General features: G+C 66.6%; 22 protein-coding genes. 5 read left to right on the forward strand and 17 right to left on the reverse strand.

The window, feature by feature from the left end; translation table 11 throughout:
• Positions 1-26: 26 nt before the first annotated feature.
• Together AC1DSO_RS02575 and AC1DSO_RS02580 are read right to left on the reverse strand one after the other, a co-directional pair.
• Positions 27-1,208 (reverse strand): BaiN/RdsA family NAD(P)/FAD-dependent oxidoreductase, encoded by a 1,182-nt coding sequence (locus tag AC1DSO_RS02575; RefSeq protein ID WP_477067342.1) that lies wholly within the window; start codon positions 1,206-1,208, stop codon positions 27-29.
• 53 nt (positions 1,209-1,261) lie between these two features.
• On the reverse strand, positions 1,262-3,106 hold the full coding sequence (locus tag AC1DSO_RS02580; protein ID WP_477067343.1) for a methyl-accepting chemotaxis protein: 1,845 nt from the start codon (positions 3,104-3,106) through the stop codon (positions 1,262-1,264).
• 204 nt (positions 3,107-3,310) lie between these two features.
• Here AC1DSO_RS02580 and AC1DSO_RS02585 point away from each other — a divergent pair, with 204 nt between their 5' ends.
• From AC1DSO_RS02585 to AC1DSO_RS02595, 3 genes are all read left to right on the forward strand, one after another.
• Positions 3,311-4,657, forward strand: coding sequence for an Hsp70 family protein (locus tag AC1DSO_RS02585; RefSeq protein ID WP_477067344.1), 1,347 nt, complete (start codon positions 3,311-3,313; stop codon positions 4,655-4,657).
• Between the two features lie 169 nt (positions 4,658-4,826).
• Positions 4,827-6,422 (forward strand): ice nucleation protein, encoded by a 1,596-nt coding sequence (locus AC1DSO_RS02590; protein ID WP_477067345.1) that lies wholly within the window; start codon positions 4,827-4,829, stop codon positions 6,420-6,422.
• A gap of 68 nt (positions 6,423-6,490) precedes the next feature.
• On the forward strand, positions 6,491-6,982 hold the full coding sequence (locus tag AC1DSO_RS02595) for a hypothetical protein (protein WP_477067346.1): 492 nt from the start codon (positions 6,491-6,493) through the stop codon (positions 6,980-6,982).
• A 175-nt stretch (positions 6,983-7,157) separates the two neighbouring features.
• Here AC1DSO_RS02595 and AC1DSO_RS02600 read toward each other — a convergent pair whose 3' ends face one another.
• Positions 7,158-8,057, reverse strand: coding sequence for a LysR family transcriptional regulator (locus AC1DSO_RS02600; protein ID WP_477067347.1), 900 nt, complete (start codon positions 8,055-8,057; stop codon positions 7,158-7,160).
• Positions 8,058-8,200: 143 nt separating this feature from the next.
• Between AC1DSO_RS02600 and AC1DSO_RS02605 the strand changes: the two genes are divergently transcribed.
• Entirely contained in the window at positions 8,201-8,899 is a 699-nt protein-coding gene (locus AC1DSO_RS02605; protein WP_477067348.1) for a pirin family protein, read from the forward strand.
• 246 nt (positions 8,900-9,145) lie between these two features.
• On the opposite strand, the gene AC1DSO_RS02610 is transcribed toward AC1DSO_RS02605, so the two are convergent.
• From AC1DSO_RS02610 to ppdK, 3 genes are all read right to left on the reverse strand, one after another.
• Positions 9,146-10,060, reverse strand: coding sequence for a DUF4861 family protein (locus AC1DSO_RS02610; protein ID WP_477067349.1), 915 nt, complete (start codon positions 10,058-10,060; stop codon positions 9,146-9,148).
• A gap of 14 nt (positions 10,061-10,074) precedes the next feature.
• A complete protein-coding gene (locus AC1DSO_RS02615; RefSeq protein WP_477067350.1) occupies positions 10,075-10,527 on the reverse strand; it encodes a heme-binding protein in 453 nt (150 codons plus the stop codon).
• A 170-nt stretch (positions 10,528-10,697) separates the two neighbouring features.
• Complete coding sequence (gene ppdK / locus AC1DSO_RS02620) at positions 10,698-13,385, reverse strand: pyruvate, phosphate dikinase (protein WP_477067351.1); 2,688 nt, start codon at positions 13,383-13,385, stop codon at positions 10,698-10,700.
• A 323-nt stretch (positions 13,386-13,708) separates the two neighbouring features.
• Between ppdK and AC1DSO_RS02625 the strand changes: the two genes are divergently transcribed.
• Entirely contained in the window at positions 13,709-14,242 is a 534-nt protein-coding gene (locus AC1DSO_RS02625) for a GNAT family N-acetyltransferase (protein ID WP_477067352.1), read from the forward strand.
• Positions 14,243-14,475: 233 nt separating this feature from the next.
• On the opposite strand, the gene ssb is transcribed toward AC1DSO_RS02625, so the two are convergent.
• The 11 genes from ssb to flbT form a co-directional block, all read right to left on the reverse strand.
• Entirely contained in the window at positions 14,476-14,991 is a 516-nt protein-coding gene (ssb, locus tag AC1DSO_RS02630; RefSeq protein WP_477067353.1) for a single-stranded DNA-binding protein, read from the reverse strand.
• Between the two features lie 158 nt (positions 14,992-15,149).
• On the reverse strand, positions 15,150-15,548 hold the full coding sequence (locus AC1DSO_RS02635) for a hypothetical protein (RefSeq protein WP_477067354.1): 399 nt from the start codon (positions 15,546-15,548) through the stop codon (positions 15,150-15,152).
• A gap of 17 nt (positions 15,549-15,565) precedes the next feature.
• The gene (locus tag AC1DSO_RS02640; RefSeq protein ID WP_477067355.1) at positions 15,566-16,255 is read right to left on the reverse strand and encodes a hypothetical protein; all 690 of its coding nucleotides are present in this window, start codon (positions 16,253-16,255) and stop codon (positions 15,566-15,568) included.
• 58 nt (positions 16,256-16,313) lie between these two features.
• Positions 16,314-19,181, reverse strand: a complete 2,868-nt coding sequence (locus AC1DSO_RS02645; protein WP_477067356.1) for a hypothetical protein — start codon at positions 19,179-19,181, stop codon at positions 16,314-16,316.
• A gap of 79 nt (positions 19,182-19,260) precedes the next feature.
• Positions 19,261-19,815, reverse strand: coding sequence for a UDP-4-amino-4,6-dideoxy-N-acetyl-beta-L-altrosamine N-acetyltransferase (gene pseH, locus AC1DSO_RS02650; RefSeq protein ID WP_477067357.1), 555 nt, complete (start codon positions 19,813-19,815; stop codon positions 19,261-19,263).
• A gap of 83 nt (positions 19,816-19,898) precedes the next feature.
• Entirely contained in the window at positions 19,899-20,735 is an 837-nt protein-coding gene (locus AC1DSO_RS02655) for a flagellin N-terminal helical domain-containing protein (protein WP_477067358.1), read from the reverse strand.
• 180 nt (positions 20,736-20,915) lie between these two features.
• On the reverse strand, positions 20,916-21,242 hold the full coding sequence (locus AC1DSO_RS02660) for a flagellar protein FlaG (protein WP_477067359.1): 327 nt from the start codon (positions 21,240-21,242) through the stop codon (positions 20,916-20,918).
• 113 nt (positions 21,243-21,355) lie between these two features.
• On the reverse strand, positions 21,356-22,177 hold the full coding sequence (locus AC1DSO_RS02665; protein WP_477067360.1) for a flagellin: 822 nt from the start codon (positions 22,175-22,177) through the stop codon (positions 21,356-21,358).
• Between the two features lie 276 nt (positions 22,178-22,453).
• The gene (locus tag AC1DSO_RS02670; RefSeq protein ID WP_477067361.1) at positions 22,454-23,275 is read right to left on the reverse strand and encodes a flagellin; all 822 of its coding nucleotides are present in this window, start codon (positions 23,273-23,275) and stop codon (positions 22,454-22,456) included.
• A 285-nt stretch (positions 23,276-23,560) separates the two neighbouring features.
• On the reverse strand, positions 23,561-23,923 hold the full coding sequence (gene flaF, locus AC1DSO_RS02675; protein WP_477067362.1) for a flagellar biosynthesis regulator FlaF: 363 nt from the start codon (positions 23,921-23,923) through the stop codon (positions 23,561-23,563).
• A complete protein-coding gene (gene flbT, locus AC1DSO_RS02680) occupies positions 23,883-24,308 on the reverse strand; it encodes a flagellar biosynthesis repressor FlbT (RefSeq protein WP_477067363.1) in 426 nt (141 codons plus the stop codon). The genes flaF and flbT overlap by 41 nt, the downstream gene beginning before the upstream one ends.
• Positions 24,309-24,312 lie beyond the last annotated feature (4 nt).

Here is a 24,312-nt window from a genome sequence, read left to right on the forward strand (position 1 = left end):
CGAAGGCCCGGAGGGGGCAAGTAAACCTAGACCGCCTGGCCCGCGCTCCAGCCCGACGCCCAGGCCCACTGGAAGTTATAGCCGCCCAGCCAGCCGGTGACGTCGACGACCTCGCCGATGAAATAGAGCCCTGGCACGGACTTGGTCTCCAGGGTGCGCGAGTCGAGCTCATCCGTATCGACGCCGCCCAGCGTCACTTCCGCCGTGCGATAGCCTTCCGAGCCCACCGGCTTGAAGGTCCAGGCGTTGACCGCCGCCGCCAGCCGGCCCAGCACCTTGTCCGAACAGTCGGCGATATTGCCTTTCGCCCCCTCTTCGTCGTCGGCGATCAGCTGGGCCACGCGCTTGGGCAGCAGGGTCGAAAGCACGGTCGCGACCGCCTGGCGCGGCGAGGCCGTGCGGGCCGCCTTCAGCGCCGCCAGGGCGTCGACGCCGGGGGCCATGTCGACCCGGATCTCGTCGCCTTCGCGCCAGTAGGACGAGATCTGCAGGATCGAGGGCCCCGACAGGCCCCGGTGGGTGAACAGCATCCCTTCGCGGAACTTGGTCTTGCCGTGGACGACCACGGCGTCCAGCGCCACGCCCGACAGCGGCGTCAGCCGCGCCAGCATGCCGGCCTCGAAGGTCAGGGGCACGAGCGCCGGCCGGGTCTCGACAAGACCGATCCCGAACTCCTTGGCGATCTCGTAGCCCAGCCCCGTCGCGCCCATCTTCGGGATCGACTTGCCGCCGCAGGCCACCACCAGCGAGGCGCAGGCGACCTTGCCGGACGACAGCGTCACCTCGAAGCCGGACTCGGTCTTGGTCACGTCCTGGAAGCTCGTCTCGAGACGCAGGACCGCGCGGGCGGCCTTCATCTCGGTCAGCAGCATGTCGATGATCTGCTTGGCCGAGCCGTCGCAGAACAGCTGGCCCAGGGTTTTTTCATGGTAGGCGATGCCGTACCGCTCAACCAAGGCGATGAAGTCCCGAGGCCGGTAGCGGCGCAGGGCCGACAGGGCGAACTTCGGGTTCGCCGACAGGAAATTATGGATCGTCGCGCCGGTGTTGGTGAAGTTGCAGCGGCCGCCGCCGCTGATGCGGATCTTCTCGCCCGGCGCCTTGGCGTGGTCGATGATCAAGACCGAGCGGCCGCGCTTGCCGGCCTCGATGGCGCACATCATGCCGGCCGCGCCCGCGCCGATCACCAGGACATCGAAAGTTTCCAAGACCACCTACCTCAACCTCGGTCCCTTCGACCGGAGGCGAGGCGGCAAGTCAATCAGCCCGCGCGCCGATAGCCCGGCCGCGAGGCGACCTGCTGGCGCTGAGGAGCCGCCTTCTGGCTGACCTCGAAGCGGCCGATCATGCGGACCAGGCCGCCGATGTCGTTCTTCAGGGCGTGGCTGACGGCCGTGGCCTGCTCGACCATGGCGGCGTTCTGCTGCACGCCCTGGTCCATCTGGTTGACGGCGGCGTTGACCTCGTTGAGGCCCGTGGCCTGCTCCTTGGCCGAGGCCGCCAGCTCCGACACCAGGGCGTCGATCTCGCCGACCTTCAGCACGATGCCGTCCAGGGCCTCGCCGGTCTGGCCGACCAGGCGCACGCCTTCGTCGACCTGGGCGGTGGAGGCGTGGATCAGGCTCTTGATCTCCTTGGCCGCGTCGGCCGAGCGCTGGGCCAGGGCCCGCACTTCCTGGGCGACGACCGCGAAGCCGCGGCCGCTATCGCCCGCGCGGGCGGCCTCGACGCCGGCGTTCAGGGCCAACAAGTTGGTCTGGAAGGCGATCTCGTCGATCACGCCGACGATATTGCCGATCTGGGCCGAGGATTTCTCGATGCCGTTCATGGCCGCGACGGCGCCGCGCACCACCTGGCCGGAACGCTCGGCGTCCGCGCGGGTGGAGGTGACGACGCGGCTGGCCTCGCCGGCGCCCTGCGAGGCGCGGCGGACGGTGGCGGTGATCTCGTCGAGGGCCGCGGCGGTTTCTTCCAGGCTGGCGGCCTGCTGCTCGCTGCGGCGGGCGGTGTTGTCGGCGGCGGCGGCGATCTCGTCGGCGCTGGAGCCTACGGTCCCGACCACGCCCACGATGCCGCTCATGGCCTCATCCAATTGGGCGATGGCGCCGTTGAAGTCGTCGCGGATGGCCTCATAGCCCTTGGGGAAGGTGTCGCTGATCCTGACGGTCAGATCGCCGTTCGACAGCCGCGACAGGGCGTCAGCCAGGCGCTCCATGACGAAGGCCTGATCGCGGGCGGCGGCCGACGAGACGGCCTCGTTGCGGGCGCGTTCGCTGTCGCTGGCGGCGCTGACGCGCGCCTGCTCGGCCTCGGAGGCGCGCAGGGCCACGGCGTTGTCCTTGAACACCTGGACGGCGCGGGCCATCAGCCCGACCTCGTCCTTGCGGGCCGCGCCGACCACCTCGACATCCAGCTGGCCGTCGACCAGGCTGGTCATGCTCCTGGAGAGGGCGCGCACCGGGCGCGAGATCTTGTACGAGCCGATATAGAGCGCGAAGCCCATGCCGCAGGCGGCCGCGCCCAGCCCGAACAGCAGGGTCAGCCACGAGCCGGACGCAGCCGACTTGCTGGCGCTGGCGACCATGGCCGCCGTCTGCTTGTTGTAGCCGTCGCCCCAGGCCTTGCCCTGTTTGGCCATGCCGTCGATGGCCGGATCGACGCGAGCCAGCACGACCATGGCGCCGGCGTCGTCGTTGCTTAGAGCCAGATCGGCGGCCGAACGCGCCTCGGCATAGGCCGAGTCCAGCTTGCCCTTCATCTGGGCGGTGTAATCGGCGGTGGCCGGGTCGGCGGCGGCGATCTTGTCGAGGCTTTGCTTGCCCTCGCCATAGACCTTGTCGAGTTCCTTGGACGCGGCGGCGGCCTGCTCCGAGGCGCCGTCATAGGTCACGGTGCGGTGGGCGGCGTAGCCCATCATGCTGATGCGGCGCAGGAAGCGGGCGGATTGAACCTCGGCGGGCGATCGGTGGGCCACCAGCTGCTCGGTCGCGGCGTCGGCGCGTTTCTGTTGCCAGACGCCAAGGCCCGCGCAGGCCACCGTGGCGACGGCCAGGACGACGGCGGGCAGCAGAACCTTCGAAGAAATCTTCAGATCGTCGAGCTTCACTGCGTTTCCCCAAGTCCTCAACACGCCACTACTCGAGCGCAAGGGAACCGGTGTCAGACGAATCGCGTCCAACTCGGCTCATTGCGCGGAAGGATTCCGGCGCCGACCGTAAATGACGGCTTAAACTGGTCATGTCGCTTGACGTTCTTCAGGGAGACGTTACGACGCACGCCCCTCCCGCCCGACAGATCATCGAGCCATCTCATGACGGCCGCCTCTTCCCCGCCGGTTTTTGGCGCGCCGACCATTGGCGTCGACTTCGGCACCACCAACACCGTCATCTCCCTGACGCGGGGCGACGACCACGCGCATCTGGTGCGCTTCTCGATCGACAACCGTGACCTGTTCGCGTTCCGCTCGGCGCTCAGCTTTCACGCCATCCAAGGCGCGCCGGGCCAGGCGCAGGAACGGGTGGTCGAGGCCGGCCCGTGGGCGATCGAGGCCTATCTGGAAGAGCCGCTGGAAACGCGGTTCATCCAGTCGTTCAAGACCTTCGCGGCCTCGGCGGCCTTCACCGAAACCCGCATCCTCGATAAGCGCTACCTGTTCGAGGACCTGCTGGCCGCCTTCCTGCTGCGGCTGCGCGATCACGCCGGCGAGCAGCTCTCCGCCCTGCCCCCGCGCGTCGTGGTCGGCCGGCCAGTGACCTTCGCCGGGTCCTCGCCGAACGAGGCCCTGGCTCTGGCCCGTTACGAGGAAGCCTTCAAGCGCTTGGGCTTTTCGGACATCCGCTACGCCTACGAGCCCGTGGGCGCGGCCTTTTTCTTCGCCCGCCAGCTGAAACAGGACGCTACCGTGCTGGTCGCCGACTTCGGCGGCGGCACCAGCGACTTCTCGCTGGTCCGGTTCGAGCGCGCCGCCGACGGGACACTGCGCTCGACGCCGCTGTCGCGTTCGGGTGTCGGGGTGGCCGGGGACGCGTTCGACTACCGGATCATCGACCAGCTGGTCTCGCCGGAGCTGGGCAAGGGCTCGGACTACCGGTCGTTCTCCAACAATCTGCCGATCCCCCAGCGCTACTACGCCGCCTTCGCCCGCTGGGACCAGCTGGCCCTGCTGCGCGCGTCCAAGGACATGCGCGACATCCGGGCCCTGGAGCGCACGGCCGTCGAGCCGGACAAGATCGCGGCCCTGATCGAGGTGCTGGACGGCAACCACGGCTACGCCCTCTACAAGTCCGTCTCGGCGCTGAAGGAGGCGCTGTCCAGCCAGACCGAGGCGACGTTCCGGTTCGAGGCCGGCTCGGTCGAGATCGAAAAGCACGTCGCGCGCTCGGACTTCGAGGGCTGGATCGCCCCGGAACTGGCCGCCATCGAGACCGCCGTCGGCGAGGCCCTGGACCGCGCCAACCTCACCGAAGCCGGCGTCGACCGTGTATTCCTGACCGGCGGCAGTTCGTTCGTGCCGGCGGTGCGCGACATCTTCCTGCGCCGGTTCGGGGCGGAAAAGATCGAGAGCGGCGGCGAGTTCGAGTCCATCGCCTCGGGCCTGGCGCTGATCGGACGCGAGAGCGACCTTGATCTGTGGACCATGCGCGCCCCACAAGCTTAGCCCTAGGTTTACCGCGTCTGTTGCGGAGTCCTTATCGGACTCATCGCCATGATGCAGTGAGCCTGGAGAGCTCCGCCACGGACCTTTCGGTCGCATGGCCGCGCTCTCCGCCATCGTCTATGGTTAACGCGTAAGATTCGCGAGGCGACCTTCGGGAGCAACGAGTCCAGTGCCGATTTCGTACCTCTCCGCCGCGCAGATCTCCAACCTGTCGGCGACGACGATCACCAATCTCTCGACGACCAAGCTGGAGACCCTGGCCAGCACCCAGGTCGGCGCGCTGTCGAACACGGCGCTGGCCGGGCTCAGCGCCACCCAGGTCTCGGCCCTGTCCGCGACCCAGGTGAAGGGGCTGACGACCACCCAGATCCCGGCCTTCTCCCCGAACCTGATCTTCGACACCGACCAACTGGCCGCCTTCAGCGGCAACCAGCTGAACGCCCTGACCTCGACGCAGCTGGCCAAGCTGGACACCAGCCGGATGGAGGTGCTGAGCGCCACCCAGGTCGGCGCGCTGGACGCGACCCACTTCATCGGCTTGGACGCCACCCAGATCAGCGCTCTGGACGCCAGCCAGCTGAAGAACCTGACCACGACCCAGATCGGCGCCATGCGGCTTGAAGATCTTGGCGAGATGGCGCCCGACCAGCTGCAGGCGCTCTCCGCCGCCCAGGTCGCCGCCGTGCCCGCCACCCTGATCCCGGCCATGGACAGCCAGCAGTTCGCCGCGCTCAGCACCACCCAGCTCAAGGGCCTGACCGCCACCCAGGTCGGTTCGTTGTCCACGACGCAGCTGACGGACCTCGCCACCAACTTGAATCAGCTGTCGGCGGCGCAGCTGGGCGGCCTGTCGGTCACCCAGACGGCGGCCTTGTCGAACACCCAGGTGGCGGCCCTGTCGGCCACGCAGCTAGCGGGCCTCAGCGGGGGCGGCGTCGGCGGCCTCTCGGCCACCCAGGTCGCCAATCTGAGCTCGACTCAGGTGGCGGGCCTGACCGTCACCCAGATCCGCTCGCTGAGCGCCACCGACTTTTCCGAATTGACCACCACCCAGGTGGCCGGCTTCACCTCCACCCAGATGGCCGCGCTGTCGTCGACCAATATCAGCGCCCTCAGCCAGACTCAGGTCGCGGCCCTGACCACCACCCAATTCGCCGCCCTGACGGCGACGCAGATCGGCGGCCTGTCGACAACGGACTTCGCGGAGCTGTCGGCCACGCAGTTCCAGGGCCTGACCGCGACCCAGATGGGCGGCCTGTCCACGGCCAATCTGAGCGGGCTGGACACCACTGCCTTCCAAGGCCTGACGACCACCCAGTTCGCCGGCCTGACCGCCACTCAGCTGGGCGGCCTCACCTCCACGGACATCGGCGAGGTCTCGACGACCCAGGTCGCCACACTCTCGGCGTCGCAGCTGGGCGCGCTCTCGGTGACCAACCTCGCCGCGTTGTCGACGACCCAGATGACCTCGCTGGCGTCTACCGCCTTGAAGGGGCTTTCGGCGTTCCAGGTTCGCAGCCTGTCGTCGACCGCGTTCGGTCAGCTCAGCGCCACCCAGGTCCAGGGCTTGACCGCCACCCAGCTCGGCTCGCTGTCGACCACGGTGATTGCCGGACTGACCACGACCCAGGTCGGCTATATCCTGCCGGCCCAGATCCCAGGCCTGACCGTCAACCAGCTGGACTGGCTGTCGACGACCAATCTTGCGGCGATGACGCCGATGCAAGTCGGCGCCTTCACGCCCACCCAGGTCGAAAGCCTGTAGTCACCGAAACCTTCTAGACGGCGGCGGTCGCGCGGGCGTTCTATCGCGGAGCTTCCAGGAGGCGCTCCATGACCCGAACCGCCCTTTTTGCCCTGATCGCGGCCGGCCTGCTGGCCGCCGCCAGTCCTGCCCTGGCCCAGAACGCCCCCTTGGGCGCGGCCGGACGCTGGACGATCGATCTCAAGGCTTCGACCTTCAACGAAGCTCTGACCGGTCCCGCGCCCCTGACCGCCGAGATCGACGTCACCAAGGACGACGGCAAGAGCCTGGCCTGGACCTTGATCGAGGAGGACGACGAAGGCTTGGCCGCCATCCAGTTCGCCGATGCGCCGCTGGACGGAACTCCAACCAAGGCCGTGGTCAACACCCAGGTCGTGATGATCAGCGTCAAACGCGACGGCCAGAACGGCGTCACCGCCGTGACCAGCAACAAGACCGGCCGCAAGCAGTCGATGAAGGTCTGGCTGGCCGATCCCGACACGCTGCGCGTCGAACAGGACGTCGATGGCGTGCCGGGTCCCCCGGACCAGAGCCTGACGTTCCGCCGGGCGAGGCCCTGAACAGACGCCTCTCCGAGGTTCGCACGATTAAACCGCAAACCTCTTGTCATCCCGGCCGAAGCGTAGCGTAGAGCCGGGACCCAGGGGCGGCGCGCACGGCGTTCACGCACCCCCTGGGTCCCGGACAGCCTCTACGAGGCTGCCGGGATGACACGGCTATGGGGTATCCGCGTGGTCACGACGGCCTTCCCAGCACCTTTCCCAAATAGGCTGCCAGAGCCTCGACCCGCGCCGGCCTCGGGCCGCCGGGCGGCATGACCAGGTGCAGGGCGATGGGCGCGGCGGTCCAGTCGCTCAGGATCTCCTCCAACCGGCCGTCGGCCAGGGCCGCGCCGACGATGAAGTCCGGCAGCACCGCCACCCCGACCCCGGCGGTCAGCGAGGGCACGAGCACGTCGCCATTGTTGGCGCGGATCACCGAGCGGGGTCGAACGGAGGCCTCCTCGCCGCCCTTCTGAAACCGCCAGGTCTCGGGGGCCGATTGGTGGCCATAGGTCAGGCCGCGATGCTCGGCCAGGCCCGCCGGATGGGTCGGCCGTCCTTGCTGGTCCCAATAGCCGGGCGAGGCCACGACGTGGCGCTTCACCGCCCGCAGGCGGCGGGCCACCAGCGAGCTGTCCGGCAGGGCCGCCACGCGCAGGGCCAGGTCGAAGCCCATGCCGACCAGGTCGATCGTGGCGTCCGACAGGTGCAAGTCGACGGAGACCTCCGGATAGGCCTCGAAGAAGCCGGGCAGCACCGGCGCCAGGCTGGCGATGCCCAGCGACATCGGCACGGCCATCCGCACCAGGCCGCGCGGGGCCGAGGACTGGCTGGACGCCTCCTCCTCGGCGGCCTGGGCCTCGGCGAGGACGCGGGTGGCGCGCTCGACCAGGGACTGGCCGGCGTCGGTCAGGGCCAGGCGACGCGAGGTGCGGTTGAACAGCCGCGCGCCCAGCCGCGCCTCCAGCCGGGTGACGGCCTTGGAGACGGTGGCCTTGGACATGGCCAGCTCATCGGCGGCGGCGGCGAACGAGCGCAGCTCCACCACCTTGGCGAATACGGCGAGGCCTTCGAGATCGGGCAGTTTGGACATTCGCAAATGGTAGTTTTGGAAACGATGAGTTTCAACAGTTTCCATTTCAGATCGCCAGGGATCCCCTATCTTCTCCTCAACAGGACGCGCCGACGCGGCGCTCCAGCGGGCCAAGGCCCAGAGAGATTGGAAAGGTTAGAGCCATGATCGACCGCAGACCGTTCGATAGCCTTGGCGGCGCCGACCACGGTTGGCTGAAGGCCAAGCACCATTTCTCGTTCGCCAGCTACTACGACCCCAGCAACATGAACTGGGGGGCGTTGCGGGTCTGGAACGACGACGAGATCGCCCCGAACACCGGCTTTCCGCCGCATCCGCACAGCGACATGGAGATCATCACCTATGTCCGCGACGGCGCGATCACCCACCAGGACAACCTGGGCAACAAGGGCCGCACCGAGGCCGGCGACGTCCAGGTGATGAGCGCGGGCTCGGGCATCCGGCACGCCGAGTACAACCTCGAGGCCGAAACGACCCGGATCTTCCAGATCTGGATCGAGCCCAAGTCGTTCGGCGGCGCGCCGTCGTGGGGCGCCAAGCCGTTCCCCAAGGGCGACCGCTCGGGGAAGTTCGTGACCTTGGCTTCGGGCTTTTCCGACGACGCAGACGCCCTGCCGATCCGCACCGACGCCCGGGTTCTGGGCGCGACGCTGAAGGCTGGCGAGACGACCACCTACGCTCTGGGCAAGGACCGTAGCGGTTATCTGGTCCCCGCCGCCGGTTCGGTCGAGGTCAATGGCGTGACGCTGAACACCCGCGACGGCGCGGCCATCAAGGATGAGGACGTCATCACCGTCACCGCCCTGGAAGACGCCGAGCTGGTCCTGGTCGACGCCGCCTAGGCGTCACCGGTTTGTTCAAGAAAAGACCGTCCGCGCCCTCCCCCAAGGCGGACGATCACGAGCCGCCCCGAGGCCCTCCCTCCAGGCCTTGGGGCGGCTTTTCGATTGTTGATCAACAACAGTGTGTCATCCCGGCCGCAGCGAAGCGGAGAGCCGGGACCCAGGGGCCGCCGCACCGCGCTTGGCCCCTGGGTCCCGGACAGCCTCTGCGAGGCTTCCGGGATGACACCTGTTTGTGGTGGAGCCTCAGTGCGCCGGATCAAAATCCGCCTTGGCGCCCGTCACATACGCGTCCCACTCGGCCGGCGTGTGGAAGTCGAGGCCCTTATCCCAGGCCGCGCCCATGTAATAGACGAACGGCTTGCCCGCCTCGACCTTGATCAAAACGAGGTAGTTGTCGAAGTCCTGGCGCACCTCGACGACCGACTTGGGATCGACCATCAGGGCGATGGCCATCGAGCCCTTCTCCGGGTCGGCCGGTTCCCAGAAGGTCACCCGGCCGGGGGCCAGGTCCTTCTTGAACGCGCCCGAGCCGCTGGCCCGCTTGCGCTTGGTGATGCCGATGCCGACCACTAGCGGGCCCGGCTTGTCGGAGCTGATCGTCGAGACCATCCGCGTGAAGTTAGTGCCCAGCGGCAGGGTGAAGGTTCGCGTCTCCCAGACCTTGCGATCCACGTCGACCGGCCAGGGGGCGTAGTCGACGCTGAACGAGGCCACATCCGGCCCATTCTTGATCACCTTCCAGCTGGACCAGTTGCGCGACGTCCACAGCTTGTTGTCGTGCCAGACGCCCAGCCCGCCCGCGCCACGGCCCGTGCCGACGTCGTAGAAGTCCAGGCCCTCGCCGTGGTTGGCGTGCTGGTCGCCGGTCTTCAGCTGGCGATCCATATAGGGCCAGCGTTCGCTCTTGCCCCAGGCGTCGATGCCCGAGGTCGACGGCGGCTCGGCCTTCTCGAGGTCGCGGCTGTAGATCCGGTGCGCTGTGCGGTCGTTTTCCCAGAGGATGTCGTTGAAGCGGTATGGAGCCAGCACCACGGTCGCGCGCGGCTTCAGGCCCTCGGCGTCGGGCTTATCCAACGGCTTGGCGGGGCCATGCTCCTGGGCGTGCGCGCCACCTAGCGAAAGGGCCAAGACGGCGGCGAGGCAGAGACGCTTCATCATCGGGGACGCTCTTCTCAGTGAAATTGAGGGAACTTGGCCAAGGCGGCGCGGGCGCACTGGTCGGCGGTCTCGTGGCTGGTGTCGGCGATCGCCAGACCGCCGATCAGCGTCGCGCCGACGTGCAGCGGCAGCGACCCGCCATGGGCGTTCAGGTGGTCGGGATCGGCGGCGATCTTGGCCGCGAACGCCGGATCGGCCTTCTCGCGCGGCTCCATCACGCTGCCAGGCTGGTCAAAGACCACGGCGGCGTTGGCCTTGCGCGGCGCGGCGATCGGCGGCTTGGGGCTTTGCTCGTCGCGCAGCACCACCAGCGCATTACCCTTGGCGTCGACCACGGCGGCGGATACGTGCGCGCCTTGGGCCGCGCAGGCGTCGATCGCGGCCTTGGCCAAGTCGATCGCGGTCGGAAGCGTCAGCGGTTCAGGCGTGACCGCCAAACCCGCCATCAGGGCCAGAGTCGCCAGCATCGTGCTTCCTCCCAGAAGTCCTGCTTCCGGATATAGCGCGCGCGGAAAATTGGTCTAGCCAGAATTTGGAATTGGATAAACCAGCGCGTCAGGAAGGCTTGAACAGGAAAAGGGCCCCAGACTGTCCAGCCTGGAGCCCTTGAACTGGATCTAAGCCTATCGCTCGGCTCTTATCCTTTGTTGGCAAGCGCCGCCTGCGCCGCCGCCAGTCGGGCGATCGGCACCCGGTAGGGCGAGCACGACACGTAGTCGAGGCCGACCTTCTCGCAGAAGCTGATCGAGGCCGGGTCGCCGCCGTGTTCGCCGCAGATGCCCAGCTTGACGTCCGGACGCGCCGCGCGGCCACGCTCGGCGGCGATGCGGATCAGGTCGCCGACGCCTTCCTGGTCGAGGCTGACGAACGGGTCCTTCTCGAAGATGCCCTTCTCGATATAGGCGCCCAGGAACTTGCCGGCGTCGTCGCGGCTGATGCCGAACGTCGTCTGGGTCAGGTCGTTGGTGCCGAAGCTGAAGAACTCGGCGTTGACGGCCAGGTCGGCGGCGCGCAAGGCCGCGCGGGGCAGCTCGATCATCGTGCCGACGGTGTAGGTCAGCGCGACGCCCTGCTCTTCCAGCACCGCCTTGGCGACGCGGTCGGTCAGGTCGCGCAGGTACTTCATCTCCTCGCCCTTGGCGACGAGCGGGTGCATGATTTCCGGCACCGGCGCGGCCTTGCCCGACTTGGCGATCTCGCACGCCGCCTCGAGGATGGCGCGAACCTGCATCTCGTAGATCTCGGGATATGAGACGCCCAGGCGGCAGCCGCGATGGCCCAGCATCGGGTTGGTCTCGTGCAGCTCCTTGGCCCGGCGCAGCAGCTTGGCGGCGTCCAGGCCGGTGGCCTGGGCCACGGCTTCGACGTCTTCCTCGGTGTGCGGCAAGAACTCGTGCAGCGGCGGATCCAGCAGGCGGATCGTGACCGGCAGGCCTTCCATAATCGTGAACAGCTCGACGAAGTCGGCCTTCTGGAACGGCGCGATCTTGGCCAGGGCGACGCGGCGGCCTTGCTCGTCGTCGGCCAGGATCATCTCGCGCACGGCGGCGATCCGGGTGTCGTCGAAGAACATGTGCTCGGTGCGGCAGAGACCGATGCCTTCCGCGCCGAACTGGCGGGCGGTCTTGGCGTCCAGCGGCGTCTCGGCATTGGCCCGCACCTTCAGGCGGCGGACCTGGTCGGCCCAGCCCATCAGGGTGGCGAAGTCGCCGGTCAGCTCGGGCTCGATCATCTTGGGCGAGCCGGCCAGGATCTCGCCGGTCGAGCCGTCGATCGTGATGATCTCGCCGGCCTTGAACTCACGGCCTCGGACCCGGAACAGGCCTTCCTTGGGGAAGATCGACACGTCGCCGGCGCCCGAGACGCAGGCTCGGCCCATGCCGCGCGCCACCACGGCGGCGTGGCTGGTCATGCCGCCGCGGGCGGTGATGATGCCGCGAGCGGCGTGCATGCCGTGGATGTCCTCGGGGCTCGTCTCCTCGCGCACCAGGATCACGGCCTCGCCGTTGGCGGCGGCCTTTTCGGCGGCGTCGCTGTCGAAGACGATCTTGCCGGTCGCCGCGCCGGGCGAGGCCGGCAGGCCCGTGGTGATCACGTCGCGATGGGCGGTCGGATCGATGGTCGGGTGCAGCAGCTGGTCCAGCGAGGCCGGCTCGACACGGCCGATGGCCTCTTCCTTGTCGATCACGCCCTCGGCCGCCATGTCGACCGCGATCTTCAGCGCCGCCTTGGCCGTGCGCTTACCGTTGCGGGTCTGCAGCATGTAGAGCGTGCCCTGCTCCACCGTGAACTCGATGTCCTGCATGTCGCGGTAGTGACGCTCCAGCGTCTCGACCACGGATTTGAACTGGGCGAACACTTCCGGCATCGCCTCTTCCATCGAGGGGGCGACGTCACCCATCTCCTCGCGGGCGGCCTTGGTCAGGGACTGCGGCGTGCGGATGCCCGCCACCACGTCCTCGCCCTGGGCGTTGATCAGGAACTCGCCGTACAGGCGGTTGTCGCCGTTCGACGGGTTGCGCGTGAAGGCCACGCCGGTGGCCGAGGTCTCGCCCATATTGCCGAACACCATCGACTGGATGTTCACGGCCGTGCCCCAGCTCTCGGGGATGTCGTGCATGCGGCGATAGAACTTGGCCCGATCGTTCATCCAGCTGGCGAACACGGCGCCGACGGCGCCCCACAGCTGCTCCTGGGCGTCCTGCGGGAAGGGCTTGCCCAGCTGGTCGCGCACGGCGGCCTTGTAGTCCTTGATCACCTCGGCCCAGTCATCGGCCGTGAGGCCGGTGTCGACGTGGACGTCCAGGCGATCCTTGTGGTCATCCAGGATCTCCTCGAACATGTGGTGCTCGAGGTTCAGCACGACGTTCGAGTACATCTGGATGAAGCGGCGGTAGCTGTCATAGGCGAAGCGACGGTCGCCCGACAGCTTGGCCAGGCCCTCGACGGTCTCGTCGTTGAGGCCCAGGTTCAGCACCGTGTCCATCATGCCCGGCATCGAGGCCCGGGCGCCCGAGCGCACCGAAACCAGCAGCGGGTTGGCCACGTCACCGAACGTCTTGCCGGTGATCTCCTCGACCTTGGTCAGGCCGACCTTCACCTGCTCGGCCAGCTCGGCCGGGTATTGTCGGYCGTTGGCGTAGTAGTGGACGCAGGCTTCGGTGGTGATTGTAAAGCCTGGCGGCACTGGCAGGCCCAGGGACGACATCTCCGCGAGATTGGCCCCCTTGCCTCCGAGGAGGTTTTTCATAGAGGCGTCGCCATCCGCGCCGCCTCCGCCGAAAGCATAAACCCAGCGGGCCTTCGTCAGCGTATCAACCGGCATCTTTGTGTTCACCCTGCGATAAGTGAAAAAGGCCGCGCCCCTCTGATGGGGGTCGTCTCGCCTTGGAACAGCGCTGCTTTGTCGTGATCCCGCAGTGCAATATCCGGGCGTTTCACTAGCACTTCGTCCAAGAACGCGTCCACAGGCGGTTCGCGTTCCGAGCGATAACAAGAGAATTCGGCAAATAATTCCAATGACAACGTTGTCCGCCCCGCAGGCTTGGCCAAGTTTCGACCAGGGGCGCGCGAAAGCCGCGACTTGAGCCGCGACCGGACGATCGGGACGACTTGTCTTCGCGGCGCGAAACGCTTCCTCTGACGAACATGGAGCCCGTTTTCGTCCGACTCGGCGCGTCCCGAAACGATGCGGACGCGATCGCCGACCTGCACACCCGCAGCCGCCAGGTCGCCTATCGCGGCCTCTACGGCGACGCCTACCTAGATGACGAATTATTCGACGCCTCGCGCACCGTCTGGCGCGAGCGGTTCGAGCGCTTTGATCCCGCAAGCGACCTGATTCTGGCGGCGATGGACGCCGCCGCGCCGGTTGGTCTTGCCTACGCCTCGTTCCGCCTCAAGCCCGAAGTCGACGCCCTGCTCGACAATCTGCACGTGGCGCCCGAGCGCAAGGGTGGCGGCCTGGGCTCAGCCCTGCTGGCGGGCGTCGCGCTATGGCTGGTCGAGAACCACGACGGCGCGCCGCTGAACCTGGAGGTCTACGCGCCGAACGCGGCGGCTCTGGGATTCTATCAGCGCAAGGGCGGCGTCGAGGTGGGGCGCTACATCGAACGGGTTCCCGGCGGGCGCGAGGTCGAGGTGGTGCGGTATCGGTGGGCGTGGCCGAAGACACTGCTCTAGGCGTGTCGTCCCGGGCGAAGCACAGCGAAGACCCGGGACCGCAACAAGCTCAGTGCTTCCGGCGATCCCGGCTCTGCGCGCTTCCCCSCCGGGGGTCAAGCCCAGGGGTTGGCCGGGACGACAATCCTAAACGAAAGCGGCGGGCGACCGTTTCCGGTGCGCCCGCCGCTCGCCCCCGTGGAGCGCCGCCGTCGGCTCTACGACCGCCAAAGGCTTTCCACTTTCCGTGGTCTCTAGAACGGGATCTCGTCGTCCAGGTCGGCCGAGAAGCTCTCGCGCGGACCGCTAGGCTGGCTGCGTTGAGCCCCGCCGCCGCCGAAGCTGGAACCGCCACCGCCGCCCGAATAGCCGCCGCCGTATTCGTCGCCGCCGCCGGCCGACGCGCCGGCGCTATCGCCGCGGCCGCCCAGCATGGTCAGTTCGCCGCGGAACTTCTGCAGCACGATCTCGGTCGAATACTTCTCGACGCCGGTGTTGTCGGTCCATTTGCGGGTCTGGATCGCGCCCTCGATATAGACCGTCGAGCCCTTGCGCAGATACTRCTCGGCCACCTTCACCAGGTTGTCGTTGAAGATGACCACGCGGTGCCATTCGGTCTTCTCCTTGCGCTCGCCGCTGGTGCGGTCGCGCCAGGATTCGGACGTGGCGATGCGGAGATTGGCGACTCGGTCGCCCGAACCCAGGCTGCGGATCTCGGGATCGGCCCCGAGATTGCCCACCAGAATGACCTTATTGACGCTTCCCGCCATCGCTTGACCTTGCTCTCGCCCGGCGACCCTCGCGCCGGAATCTGGAGCGAGACGTTAACGAAGGCGCCGAGCGGGCGCAAGTTTTGTTCTCAATACGTTCTTGTGGACGACGAAGACGGCTGTGGACGGAGCCTCCGTCCACCCCACTTTCCCGAGCTCTACTGGGCTGGAACCTGGCGAATGGCGCCCGGCACCGCGAGGCGGCCGTCGCCCGTGCGGACCAGTGACATGAAGCGCGCCCCGTCATAGGTCTGGCCCAGATAGATGCCTTCCTTCTCGATGAAGATGAAGGACCCCTGATAGGCGCCGACCATGCTGCGGTTGTTGGACTGCCCCATGCGGACGAAGCGGATGCGCATGCCTTCCAGCGTGGCCGCGCACTCTTCCATCTGCGGCACGTTGCGCGCCACCGGGTTGTAGCGCAGCGAGCCGTCCTTGTTGGTCACCACGTGGAAGCAGACGCCCGTCTCGAACGGCGGCTTGATCTGCTTCTCGCAAGCCGTGAGCGCGAGGCCCGAGGCGACGAGAGCGGCGGCGGCGAGGACGGTCTTCTTCATGGATTACACTTATAAACCTATCCGGCGTTCGGAACAGAGCAGTTGGGCCCCTGATCGAACGCGGTGTGGAAGCTGCGGTTGTCCGACGAAATCTCGACACGACCCGGCACCAGGCGCAGCGTCTCTTCGCCCCAACGGCCATAGGTCGCCCCGCCGGTCCGCTCGCAGCGGCCATTGAACAGCTGCTGGGCGCAGGCGTTCAGCGTGATCTCGCCCGGCAGGCGGCGCCACTCGTTGCCGGCGTAGCGCCAGCAGGCGCCGAGCGGAGCGTTGGCCGAGGCGCTGGCCGGCGTCGACGGCGCGCTCGGATTCGACGGCGTGGTCGCGGCGGGCGCGCTCACGGTGGGGGTCGGCGGCAAAGGCGTCAGGACCGTGCCGGCCTGGTCGGCCGCGGCCAGGGCCCCGGTTTCGTCGACACCCACGTCCAGCGCGCCGGTGGCGACGCCGTTCTTCTTGGCGCACTCGGCCAGGGTGATCTCGCCGACGAAGGTTCCGCCTACGAAGCAGCGCAGCGGCCGCGCGGGGTCGAGCTTGCTGTCGTCGTCGCGACCGGTCTCGACAATCAGCCCGGCGCGCGAAGCGGGCGGGGCCTCATCCGGCTTCTTGTCATGGCCCGTCATCAGCGCCACGGCGATGCCCAGGCCCGCCAGCAGGGCGAGCGCGCCGCCGCCAGCCAGGATGATCCGTCGATCTTTCAGAAAGTCCATGACCCCTGGCTACGACGCGTCGATGACGCTTTCAAGCACAACGGGGTGGAGAAAGCCGTTATCCGCCGCCCGTGAGACGGTTTAGCGCCGCCTGGTAGTTCGAAATCTGGGCCGTCAGATAGGCCGGCACCGTGCCGCCGGTCTTGCCGGCGGTCGAGCTGTCGCTCTTGATCCCCATCGCCGTGTCGGCGATCTCGCGATAGCCGGTGCGAACCGCGGACATGGCGCGCTGGATGACCATGCTGGCGTTCTTGCGCCCCGCGTCGGTGGTCAGGTCCAGTTCAGGCGGCAGGCTCAGGCCATAGACCGGGCCGCTGCCATCGGCCGAAACAGTTTTGCCGTCGTCGGTCTTGGTGGCGCGCACCACGCCGCCGGCCAGGCCCAGCGAGGTCAAGACGTCGGAGCCGCCCTTGCCCGCCACGATCTCGATCGTCGAGGTGTTCGAGGCCGGGCTGATCTTCAGCACCCGGCTGTTGCCGTTGCTGGCGACTTCGACCTTGGCGCGGGAGCCCGAGGCCCGCTTGATCTTGTCGGCCAGGGTCTCGAGGGTGTCATTGGCGTCGATCTTGATCGTGGTCAGCGTCCCGCGCTCGCGCGTGCGGATCTGGAAGGTGTCGCCAGCCCGCGCCGCGGTGGCCGAGACGATACGATCGGACTGGGTGAAATCCATCTTGCCGCTGGGCAGGCCAAAGGCGTCCAGGCTGGACGCGCCGGACGAGGAGACCGCCACCGACGTCGGGGTGGCGACGCCGTCCTTGCCGGTCAGGCGTTGACTCCAGTCGACATTGCCGGTGCCCACATTGACCTGGGCGACATAGCCGTCCTTGGTCCCGACCGTCGTCTGGCCGTCCAGGTTCGCGCCGGCCGAGCCGACCAGCCAAGCCGTGCCGTTCGAGACGTCGAAACCGGTGACCGTGTCGTCGCCGGTGCCGCCGTAATAGGTCAGGGTGTCGGCATTGTTGTCGCTGATGTCTAGCGACATGCGGCCGACGAAGGCGTCCATGCCGCCCGATGGCGCGGTCGTCGCGCCATTGATCGACATCAGGTTGTTGGCCGTATAGCCGCCGACATAGAGCTGACCGCCGTCGATCTTCAGGCCGATCATCTCGCCGCCCTTCAGCGAGCCGAGGTCGCGCGTCGCGCCGGCGGTGACGGTAGCGGTCTTGGTGTAGGTGACCGGCACGCTCTGATAAGCGCCGTACTGATCCAGCTTGTTGACGTTCTCGGTCACCACCGACGGCGTGACGTCGAAGCTGCGCAGCATCGCTTCGCCATTCTCCTTGGAGCCGACGATGACCTGCGAACCGTTGACGACGATGCCGGAGACGGAATCGTTCTCGGCGGTGCCGAACTTCTGGGTGAACAGCGCCTTGGGCTGACCGTTGACGTCCGTGGCGAAGGCCGAGAGATAGGCGTCCCAGCCGCCAGACGGGTCCGCGCCTGTCGCGCCCGGCAGGTCCGACTTGCTGCGCCCGCCGACATAGAGGACGCCGTCCGAGCCGAAGGCCAGGGCGGTGGCCTCGTCCTCTTGCAAGCCGCCGCGGCGGACCGTCCACTGCTCGTCGCCCTTGGCGTCGTAGCGGGTCACGAAGCTGTCGCTGACCGTCGAACTGTCGCCATTGTTGATCGGGCCGTTGACCGCGCCCGCCAAGCGGCCGCTGACCGAACCGGCCACGGCCACGCTGCCGTCGTCGGCGACGGCCAGGGACAGGCCGTTGGCCTGGTCTGTCGCGCCCAGGGTGCGGGCGTACAGCAAGTGGCCGGCGCTATCGTACTTCAGCAGCGCGACATCGCTTTCGCCCTTGATGGCCTGGCCGTTGATATCGGTCTTGCCCTCCACCGCCGTATCGACGTCGGCCAGCATGTAGATCGAGCCGTCCGCGCCGGTCACCGACTTGCGGACGCTGGAGATCGTGCCCTGCAGGGTCTCGCTGAAGACCTTGCCGCCCGGCGCGCCCGCCCCGGGTCCGGCGCCCGTCCCGGCGGCGCTGTACTTGGAGAGGGTGGTCTCGAAGACGCCGTCGTCGGTCGTCGTATCTTTGTCGGGATCCGGGTCGCCGGCCTTGGTGGTCACGTAGACGGCCGGCGCCGTGGTGGGCGCGCTGAAGGTCAGCTGCTCTACGGAGTCGCCGTTGACCTTGAGCGCGAAGTCGTCGCCGGTGGCCGGCAGCTTCACGGGCTTGCCATTGACCTGGACAGTGCGCTCCTCACCCGTCGTGCGCTGCACCGAGAAGCTGGTGTTGAACCCCGCCGTCTTCAGCTTGCCGTTCATGTAGCTGACGACGTTGGACATGGTCCGGGGCGTCGAGCCCATCTCGGACAGGTCCATGGTCACGTTGCTGGTGGCGCCGAAGCTCTTGATGGCGACGTCGAACGAGACCGCGCCCTGAAACTGGGGGACCTCATCATCGACCTGGCCGCTATAGAGCTTGTCGGTCGTGTAGCTGTAGGTGGCCTTGGGCACGCCCACGGTGCTCTTGTCGCTGGTCATGACAGTGCCGGTCGTCAGGCGCATCTGGTCCAGCGACAGGTTCTGGACGTAGTTGCTGATCTCGCCGAGGCCCTTGGCCATGGCGGTCTGCAGGTGCGAGATCTCGCCGTCGGTGACGTTCTTCTCGCCGGCCCGCGCGGCCAGGGCCGACAAGGTGTTCAGCGCCTGGTAGGTCGCGAACAGCTTCTTATAGTCGGGGCTGACGCCCTTGAGGGCGGAGGCGCTGGCGCCCTCATCGACGAACTTGCGGCCGCTCAGGGCGGAGCGGACCAGTTCGCTGGGCTCCGGCGCGGAACCGCTCAGCCACGGCGCGGTCGGCACCACGGCCTTCGATCTCGACGAGCTCGTGGGGGCGGTTCCAGACGCGCCAGCGCCCGTCACGCCCGCGCGGGCCTGATAGTAGCTGAGCAGAATGCTGGAATCGAAACTGATCACGGCTTGTCCTGAGCGGGACGCGAAATCCCCCGCTCGTACCTTTGCCCGAGGATCGCTGACGACTCGTTAACGTTTGGATTTAGGCCGCGATAAGGTTGGCGTCCGACAGGGCCTTGCGCGCCGCGGTGCGCAACGATTGCCACTCCGAGGCTAAGATCCCCAGCAGCACCACGTCACGTGGGCGACCGTCCTTCAGCACATGGCCGCGCAGATAGCCTTCGCGGCGGAAGCCGGCGGAAGATTGAGCTTTCAGCGCCGCGTCGTTGTCAGCCATCACCTCGGCGAACACCTTGTGCAGGCCCAGCTCGCCGAACGCGCGATCGAGGCCCAGCACCTGGGCGGCGCGACCGACACCCCTGCCCCGCGCCTCGGCCGAGCCCAGGAACCAGTTCCAGCTGGCGCGGCGGTGATGGCTGTTGAGCCCGGTCAGGGTCAGCAGACCCATGGGGACCTCGCTGCGGGTGATCATCCAGCCGCGCATATCGGGATCGGTTCGCAACGCCTGGAACCAGGCGGCGTGAGCCTCGCGGCTAGGCAGGTCGGCGTCCGACATCCACCGGTCGACCTCGGGCTCGGAACGCCACCGAAAAAGGACCGCCTCGTCTTCGTCCCGCAAGTCGCGCAGCTCGATCATGCTCGCCGCCGAATCCCCTGTAAGCCCGACAGGAGCTTAGCCCGGCAGGGCGTCGGGACCTAGACCTACTCAGGGTTCGAGACTTACGAGCCCTTGAACAGCGACAGGATGATCTGCGGAGCGCTGTTGGCGATCGACAAGGCCTGGGCGCCTAGCTGCTGCTTGACCTGCAGGGCCTGCAGGCGCGCGCTTTCCTTGGCCAGGTCGGCGTCCACCAGATTGCCCACGCCAGTTTCCAGAACGTCGCTCAGCCGCGAAACGAAGCTGCTGTGCGCGTCGATCTGCTTGGCCTGAGTGCCGATATTGCCAACGGCCTGGTTGACGGCGCTCATCGACGCGTCGAGGCGGGTCAGAACCGCAGCGGCGTTGGCCGTCGTCAGGATGTCGTCGGTGGCGGTCAGGGTGTTGATGGTCCCGCCCAGCGACAGGTTCTGCAGGCTGAGCGTGATGGCCTGAGCCGCGTCGGCGTCGGCCAGGAAGCTCATGTCGGCGGGCTGGCTGCCGTCCAGCAGGTTGGCGCCGTCGAACACCGCGCTGGAAATCACCTGCGAGAGGTTCTTCAGCAGCCCCTGGAAGTCGGCGTTCAGCGAAATCAGCGAGGTCGTGGTCAGCGAGGTGTCCTTGGCGGCCACCACCTTCTCGCGCATCAGCTTCAGCAGGTCGGAGGCCGACTCGCCGGCGGCCAGGGCCACGTCGGCGATCGAGGTCGCGCGGTCCAGGCTCATCTTGACCGCCCCGAGGGCGCTCATGTCCGCGCGCTGCTCCTGGGCGATCGACCAGACGGCCGCGTTATCCTTGGCGGTCGAGATCGACTGACCCGTATTGATGCGGGTCTGCACCGACTGCATGTCGTCGTTGGTGCGGTTCAGGTTCTGCAGCGCGATCAGCGCGGGCTGGTTCGTGTTGACGCTCAGCGTCATGCGCGGCCTCCGGTCGGCTATTTTGCCGTTGGTTGCGATCGCGCGCGATTCGACGTGCGATCTGGTCGCTGTCGAATTTGGGGTCAGAAGGTAAGATTATGGTTAACGGATATAAACCATATCCGTTAAGGGCCGCGACCCGCGGTCGCACCCTCGCCTTTCGTCTCTAGGACCTGGCGCTCAGGCCTGACCGTCGAAAACGGCGCCGGACGCGTAGCTGGCCTCTTCGCGCAGCTTCAGAACTTGCTCGCGAGGAAACTGCTGGAGCGTCTCGCCGGTGCGGCGGTCGACGGTCTTGTAGATATACTCGCCGGTATCCTCGTTCTGCTCGATCACCAGGCGCAGGTCGAACGGTTGCGGACCATCCTCGACGGGCGCCTCCGGTCGGCGCTTAGCTTCAGCCACAACGACGTTCGCGCCCTCGGACTGGTCCGGGGCGTGCGAAGGGAGCGCGGTGGGAGCGGCAAATTCGGTCTGAAGGGCCGACAGAGCGGCTTTGGGTTCCATTTTCTGATCGCCGGCGTCTGCTGCCGACCTCCTCTCTTTCCTTTTGGTTCTCCTCGTCCTTCGGTCCTTGAAAAGCGGGGGGCGAGCCACAAGGGCCCGCCCCACTCCATTCCTTAGCGGAACAGGCTCAGGATCGACGACGAAGACTGGTTCGCGATCGACAGCGCCTGCACGCCCAGCTGCTGCTTGGTTTGCAGCGACTGCAGCTTGGCGCTTTCCTTCGCGAGGTCGGCGTCCACCAGGTTGCCGACGCCGGCTTCCAGGCTGTCTTGCAGCTTGCCGACGAAGGTCAGGTGGGTGTCGAGGCCGGTCGAGCTGGTGCCCAGCGACGCCAGCTTGTTGGTGGCGGTGCCSATGGCCKTATCGATCTTGGCGATCTCGGYCTTGGCGGTGGCGGCGTCGGTGAAGGTTTCAGCGGCCGTCAGACCCAGGCCCGTCAGGTTCAGGGCTTGAGCGKTRACCGTGAAGCCCGAACCGTCCGTGTTGGCCAGGAAGACCAGCTTGTTGGTGSTGCCGTCGGCGATGCTGATGCCGTTGAACTTCGCGTTGGTGGCGGCCTTTTCGATCTGGTCGCGCAGCGAGGTGAAGTCSGMCWSCARYGCGTTGAACGAAGCGGTGTTCAGCGAGGTGTCGGAAGCGGCCAGAGCCTTTTCCTTCATCTTGCCCAGCAGATCGGTGATGGTGTCGCCGGCGGCCAGCGCGACGTCGATGGTGGACTGACCGCGTTGCAGCGAGTCCTTCACGGCGTTGAGGCTGTTGGCGGTGGCGGTCTGGTTCTTGGACATCGCCCAGATGGCGCCGTTGTCCTTGGCGTTACCGACCTTCTTGCCGGTGTTGATGCGCTGCTGAACGATACCCAGCTCGGTGTTCGTGCTGTTGAGGTTCTGCAGGGCGATCAGGGCGCCGGCGTTCGTATTGATGCTATTCAGCGGCATACGAATAGTTTCCTTTTCAAGGTGTCCGACGCCATTTTGGCTGCCGGGAGCATTTTGCTCGAAAAGGTCTGTAGCAATTGCCGGGCCAATTCTGCCGGCTGGCAACGCCTCGCTAAATCACTGAAATTACGGCGTTATAGGTCCGTTAACGACGAAGCCCCCCGGCAGAAACTGCCGGGAGGCTTTCGACATAGGCAATTGTTGCCGGGCACATGTTGCGCACCCAGCAGAAAAGAGGCGCCGGACGGCTTTTGACAGCCGTCCGGCGTATCGGGCTCACCCCTTGAACAGCGACAGGATCGACTGCGGGCTTTGATTGGCGATCGAGAGAGCCTGCACACCCAGTTGCTGCTTGGTTTGCAGCGACTGGAGCTTGGCGCTTTCCTTCGCCAGGTCCGCATCGACCAGGTTGCCGACGCCGGTGTCCAGGCTGTCCTGCAGCTTGCCCACGAAGGTCAGGTGCGTATCCAGACCCGTCGAGGACGTACCGAGGGACGACAGCTTGTTCGTCGCCGTTTGCAAGGCCTTCGTCAGAAGGTCGATCTTCAGCTTCGCGTCGGCCGCGTCGGTGAAGGTTTCACCGAGCGTCAGACCCAGGCCCACCAGATTCAGGGCTTGGGCATTCACCGTGAAGCTGTCCCCGTCCGAGTTGGCCAGGAAGCTCAGCTTCGCGGTAGTGCCGTCGGCGAGGCTGACGCCGTTGAACTTCGCATTATCCGCGGCCTTTTGGATTTGGTCGCGGAGGGACACAAAGTCCGCCTGAAGGGCGTTGAACGAGGCGGTGTTCAGCGAGGTGTCGGAAGCGGCCAGGGCCTTTTCCTTCATCTTGCCGAGCAGATCGGTGATGGTGTCGCCCGCGGCGAGAGCAACGTCGATCGTCGATTGACCGCGTTGGAGCGAGTCCTTCACGGCATTCAACGAGCTCGAGCTCGCGCTTTGCATCTTCGCCATCGACCAGATCGCGCCGTTGTCCTTGGYGTTACCGACCTTCTTACCGGTGTTGATCCGGCCTTGAGTGGTGTTGAGCTCCGTGTTGGTGGCGTTCAGGTTTTGGAGCGCCAGAAGCGCACCAGCATTGGTGTTGATAGAGTTCAGCATGGGATACCTACCGTTTTGGTCGGATTTGCCCGGCGTAGTGCCGGTTCGGGCGTTTTGCCCCACGCGAACCATCGCAAAGGACGGGCCAACCGAACCGCGTTCGGCGCCATCCAGTAAGTTGCTGATTTTATTAGATTTGCGGAATCACCAGCGCCGAAAACGACACCGCCCGGCGAATGCAAGATTCGCCGGGCGGCAGGTTTTTCCGGAGGTGATAGGCAAGACGTTCAGTCTTGCGGAAACCAGAGAATCACGCGGCCTGCGAGACGCCGCCGCGAGGTAAAGTCAGGCCGCCTCGGGGCGGCCGGCCAGGCCCTGCATGATCATGCGGTTGATCTCGATCAGAGGTTCGAAGTCCTCCTCCTTACGCATCACGGCGCTGGAGTGACGACCGACCCACAGGCTCAGCGAAATGATGCTGGCCCGCATTTCCATCGGCAACTGGTTTTCCGGCAAGGCGCAGTCGGTCGCCAGCGCCGACCAGACCTTGCGGTTCCAGTCCAATGCGTCGATCCGCGCGATGAAGTCGTCCGCTGGGGCCTGTGACGCGTCCATGAGGGCGCGCGTCACCTGCCCGAACAGGCGGTACTCCATTTCACGGGGATTCTCAGCCCGCGTCGCCGCCTGCTGATACGCCCGAAGAGACATGCCCCAACCTCTCGTCTTCGTATTCAATCAACTTACGGCTCAACATCAGAGCCTTGTAGTATTCTCGCGCCATCACGTGCTTCGAGATCGCGATGCAGTCCTGGAGAATCCCAGGATTACGTACGACCCCCATGAAATCGTTAAGGCGGGTCGCGAATTCCTCATAAAACTTTTCCGCCGCGTTCTCTTCTAGGTACATCATCATCACCGGGAAATAGATCCGACGCGCGGGCGTCGTGACCTGATCCGGCTGCATGATGTCCTTCTCGCGAAGGACGGAGGCCTTGTTCTGGAGCACCAGAACACCGCGCCGGTCTCCATTCTGGACCACGGCGCCGTTGAGGACGAATTTTTCGCCGGGCTTCAGCGACAGCTTCAAAGGCACTTAA

It is taken from the genome of Caulobacter sp. P4_E5 (assembly GCF_056401555.1).

What these genes read in the sequence shown, in the direction of transcription:
- AC1DSO_RS02585 (WP_477067344.1), top strand. Translation starts at nt 3,311, where the DNA reads ATGACGGCCGCCTCTTCCCCGCCGGTTTTTGGCGCGCCGACCATTGGC.
- AC1DSO_RS02595 (WP_477067346.1), top strand. Translation starts at nt 6,491, where the DNA reads ATGACCCGAACCGCCCTTTTTGCCCTGATCGCGGCCGGCCTGCTGGCC.
- AC1DSO_RS02600 (WP_477067347.1), bottom strand. Translation starts at nt 8,057, where the DNA reads ATGTCCAAACTGCCCGATCTCGAAGGCCTCGCCGTATTCGCCAAGGTG.
- AC1DSO_RS02605 (WP_477067348.1), top strand. Translation starts at nt 8,201, where the DNA reads ATGATCGACCGCAGACCGTTCGATAGCCTTGGCGGCGCCGACCACGGT.
- AC1DSO_RS02610 (WP_477067349.1), bottom strand. Translation starts at nt 10,060, where the DNA reads ATGATGAAGCGTCTCTGCCTCGCCGCCGTCTTGGCCCTTTCGCTAGGT.
- AC1DSO_RS02615 (WP_477067350.1), bottom strand. Translation starts at nt 10,527, where the DNA reads ATGCTGGCGACTCTGGCCCTGATGGCGGGTTTGGCGGTCACGCCTGAA.
- AC1DSO_RS02625 (WP_477067352.1), top strand. Translation starts at nt 13,709, where the DNA reads ATGGAGCCCGTTTTCGTCCGACTCGGCGCGTCCCGAAACGATGCGGAC.
- AC1DSO_RS02635 (WP_477067354.1), bottom strand. Translation starts at nt 15,548, where the DNA reads ATGAAGAAGACCGTCCTCGCCGCCGCCGCTCTCGTCGCCTCGGGCCTC.
- AC1DSO_RS02640 (WP_477067355.1), bottom strand. Translation starts at nt 16,255, where the DNA reads ATGGACTTTCTGAAAGATCGACGGATCATCCTGGCTGGCGGCGGCGCG.
- pseH (WP_477067357.1), bottom strand. Translation starts at nt 19,815, where the DNA reads ATGATCGAGCTGCGCGACTTGCGGGACGAAGACGAGGCGGTCCTTTTT.
- AC1DSO_RS02655 (WP_477067358.1), bottom strand. Translation starts at nt 20,735, where the DNA reads ATGACGCTGAGCGTCAACACGAACCAGCCCGCGCTGATCGCGCTGCAG.
- AC1DSO_RS02660 (WP_477067359.1), bottom strand. Translation starts at nt 21,242, where the DNA reads ATGGAACCCAAAGCCGCTCTGTCGGCCCTTCAGACCGAATTTGCCGCT.
- flaF (WP_477067362.1), bottom strand. Translation starts at nt 23,923, where the DNA reads ATGTCTCTTCGGGCGTATCAGCAGGCGGCGACGCGGGCTGAGAATCCC.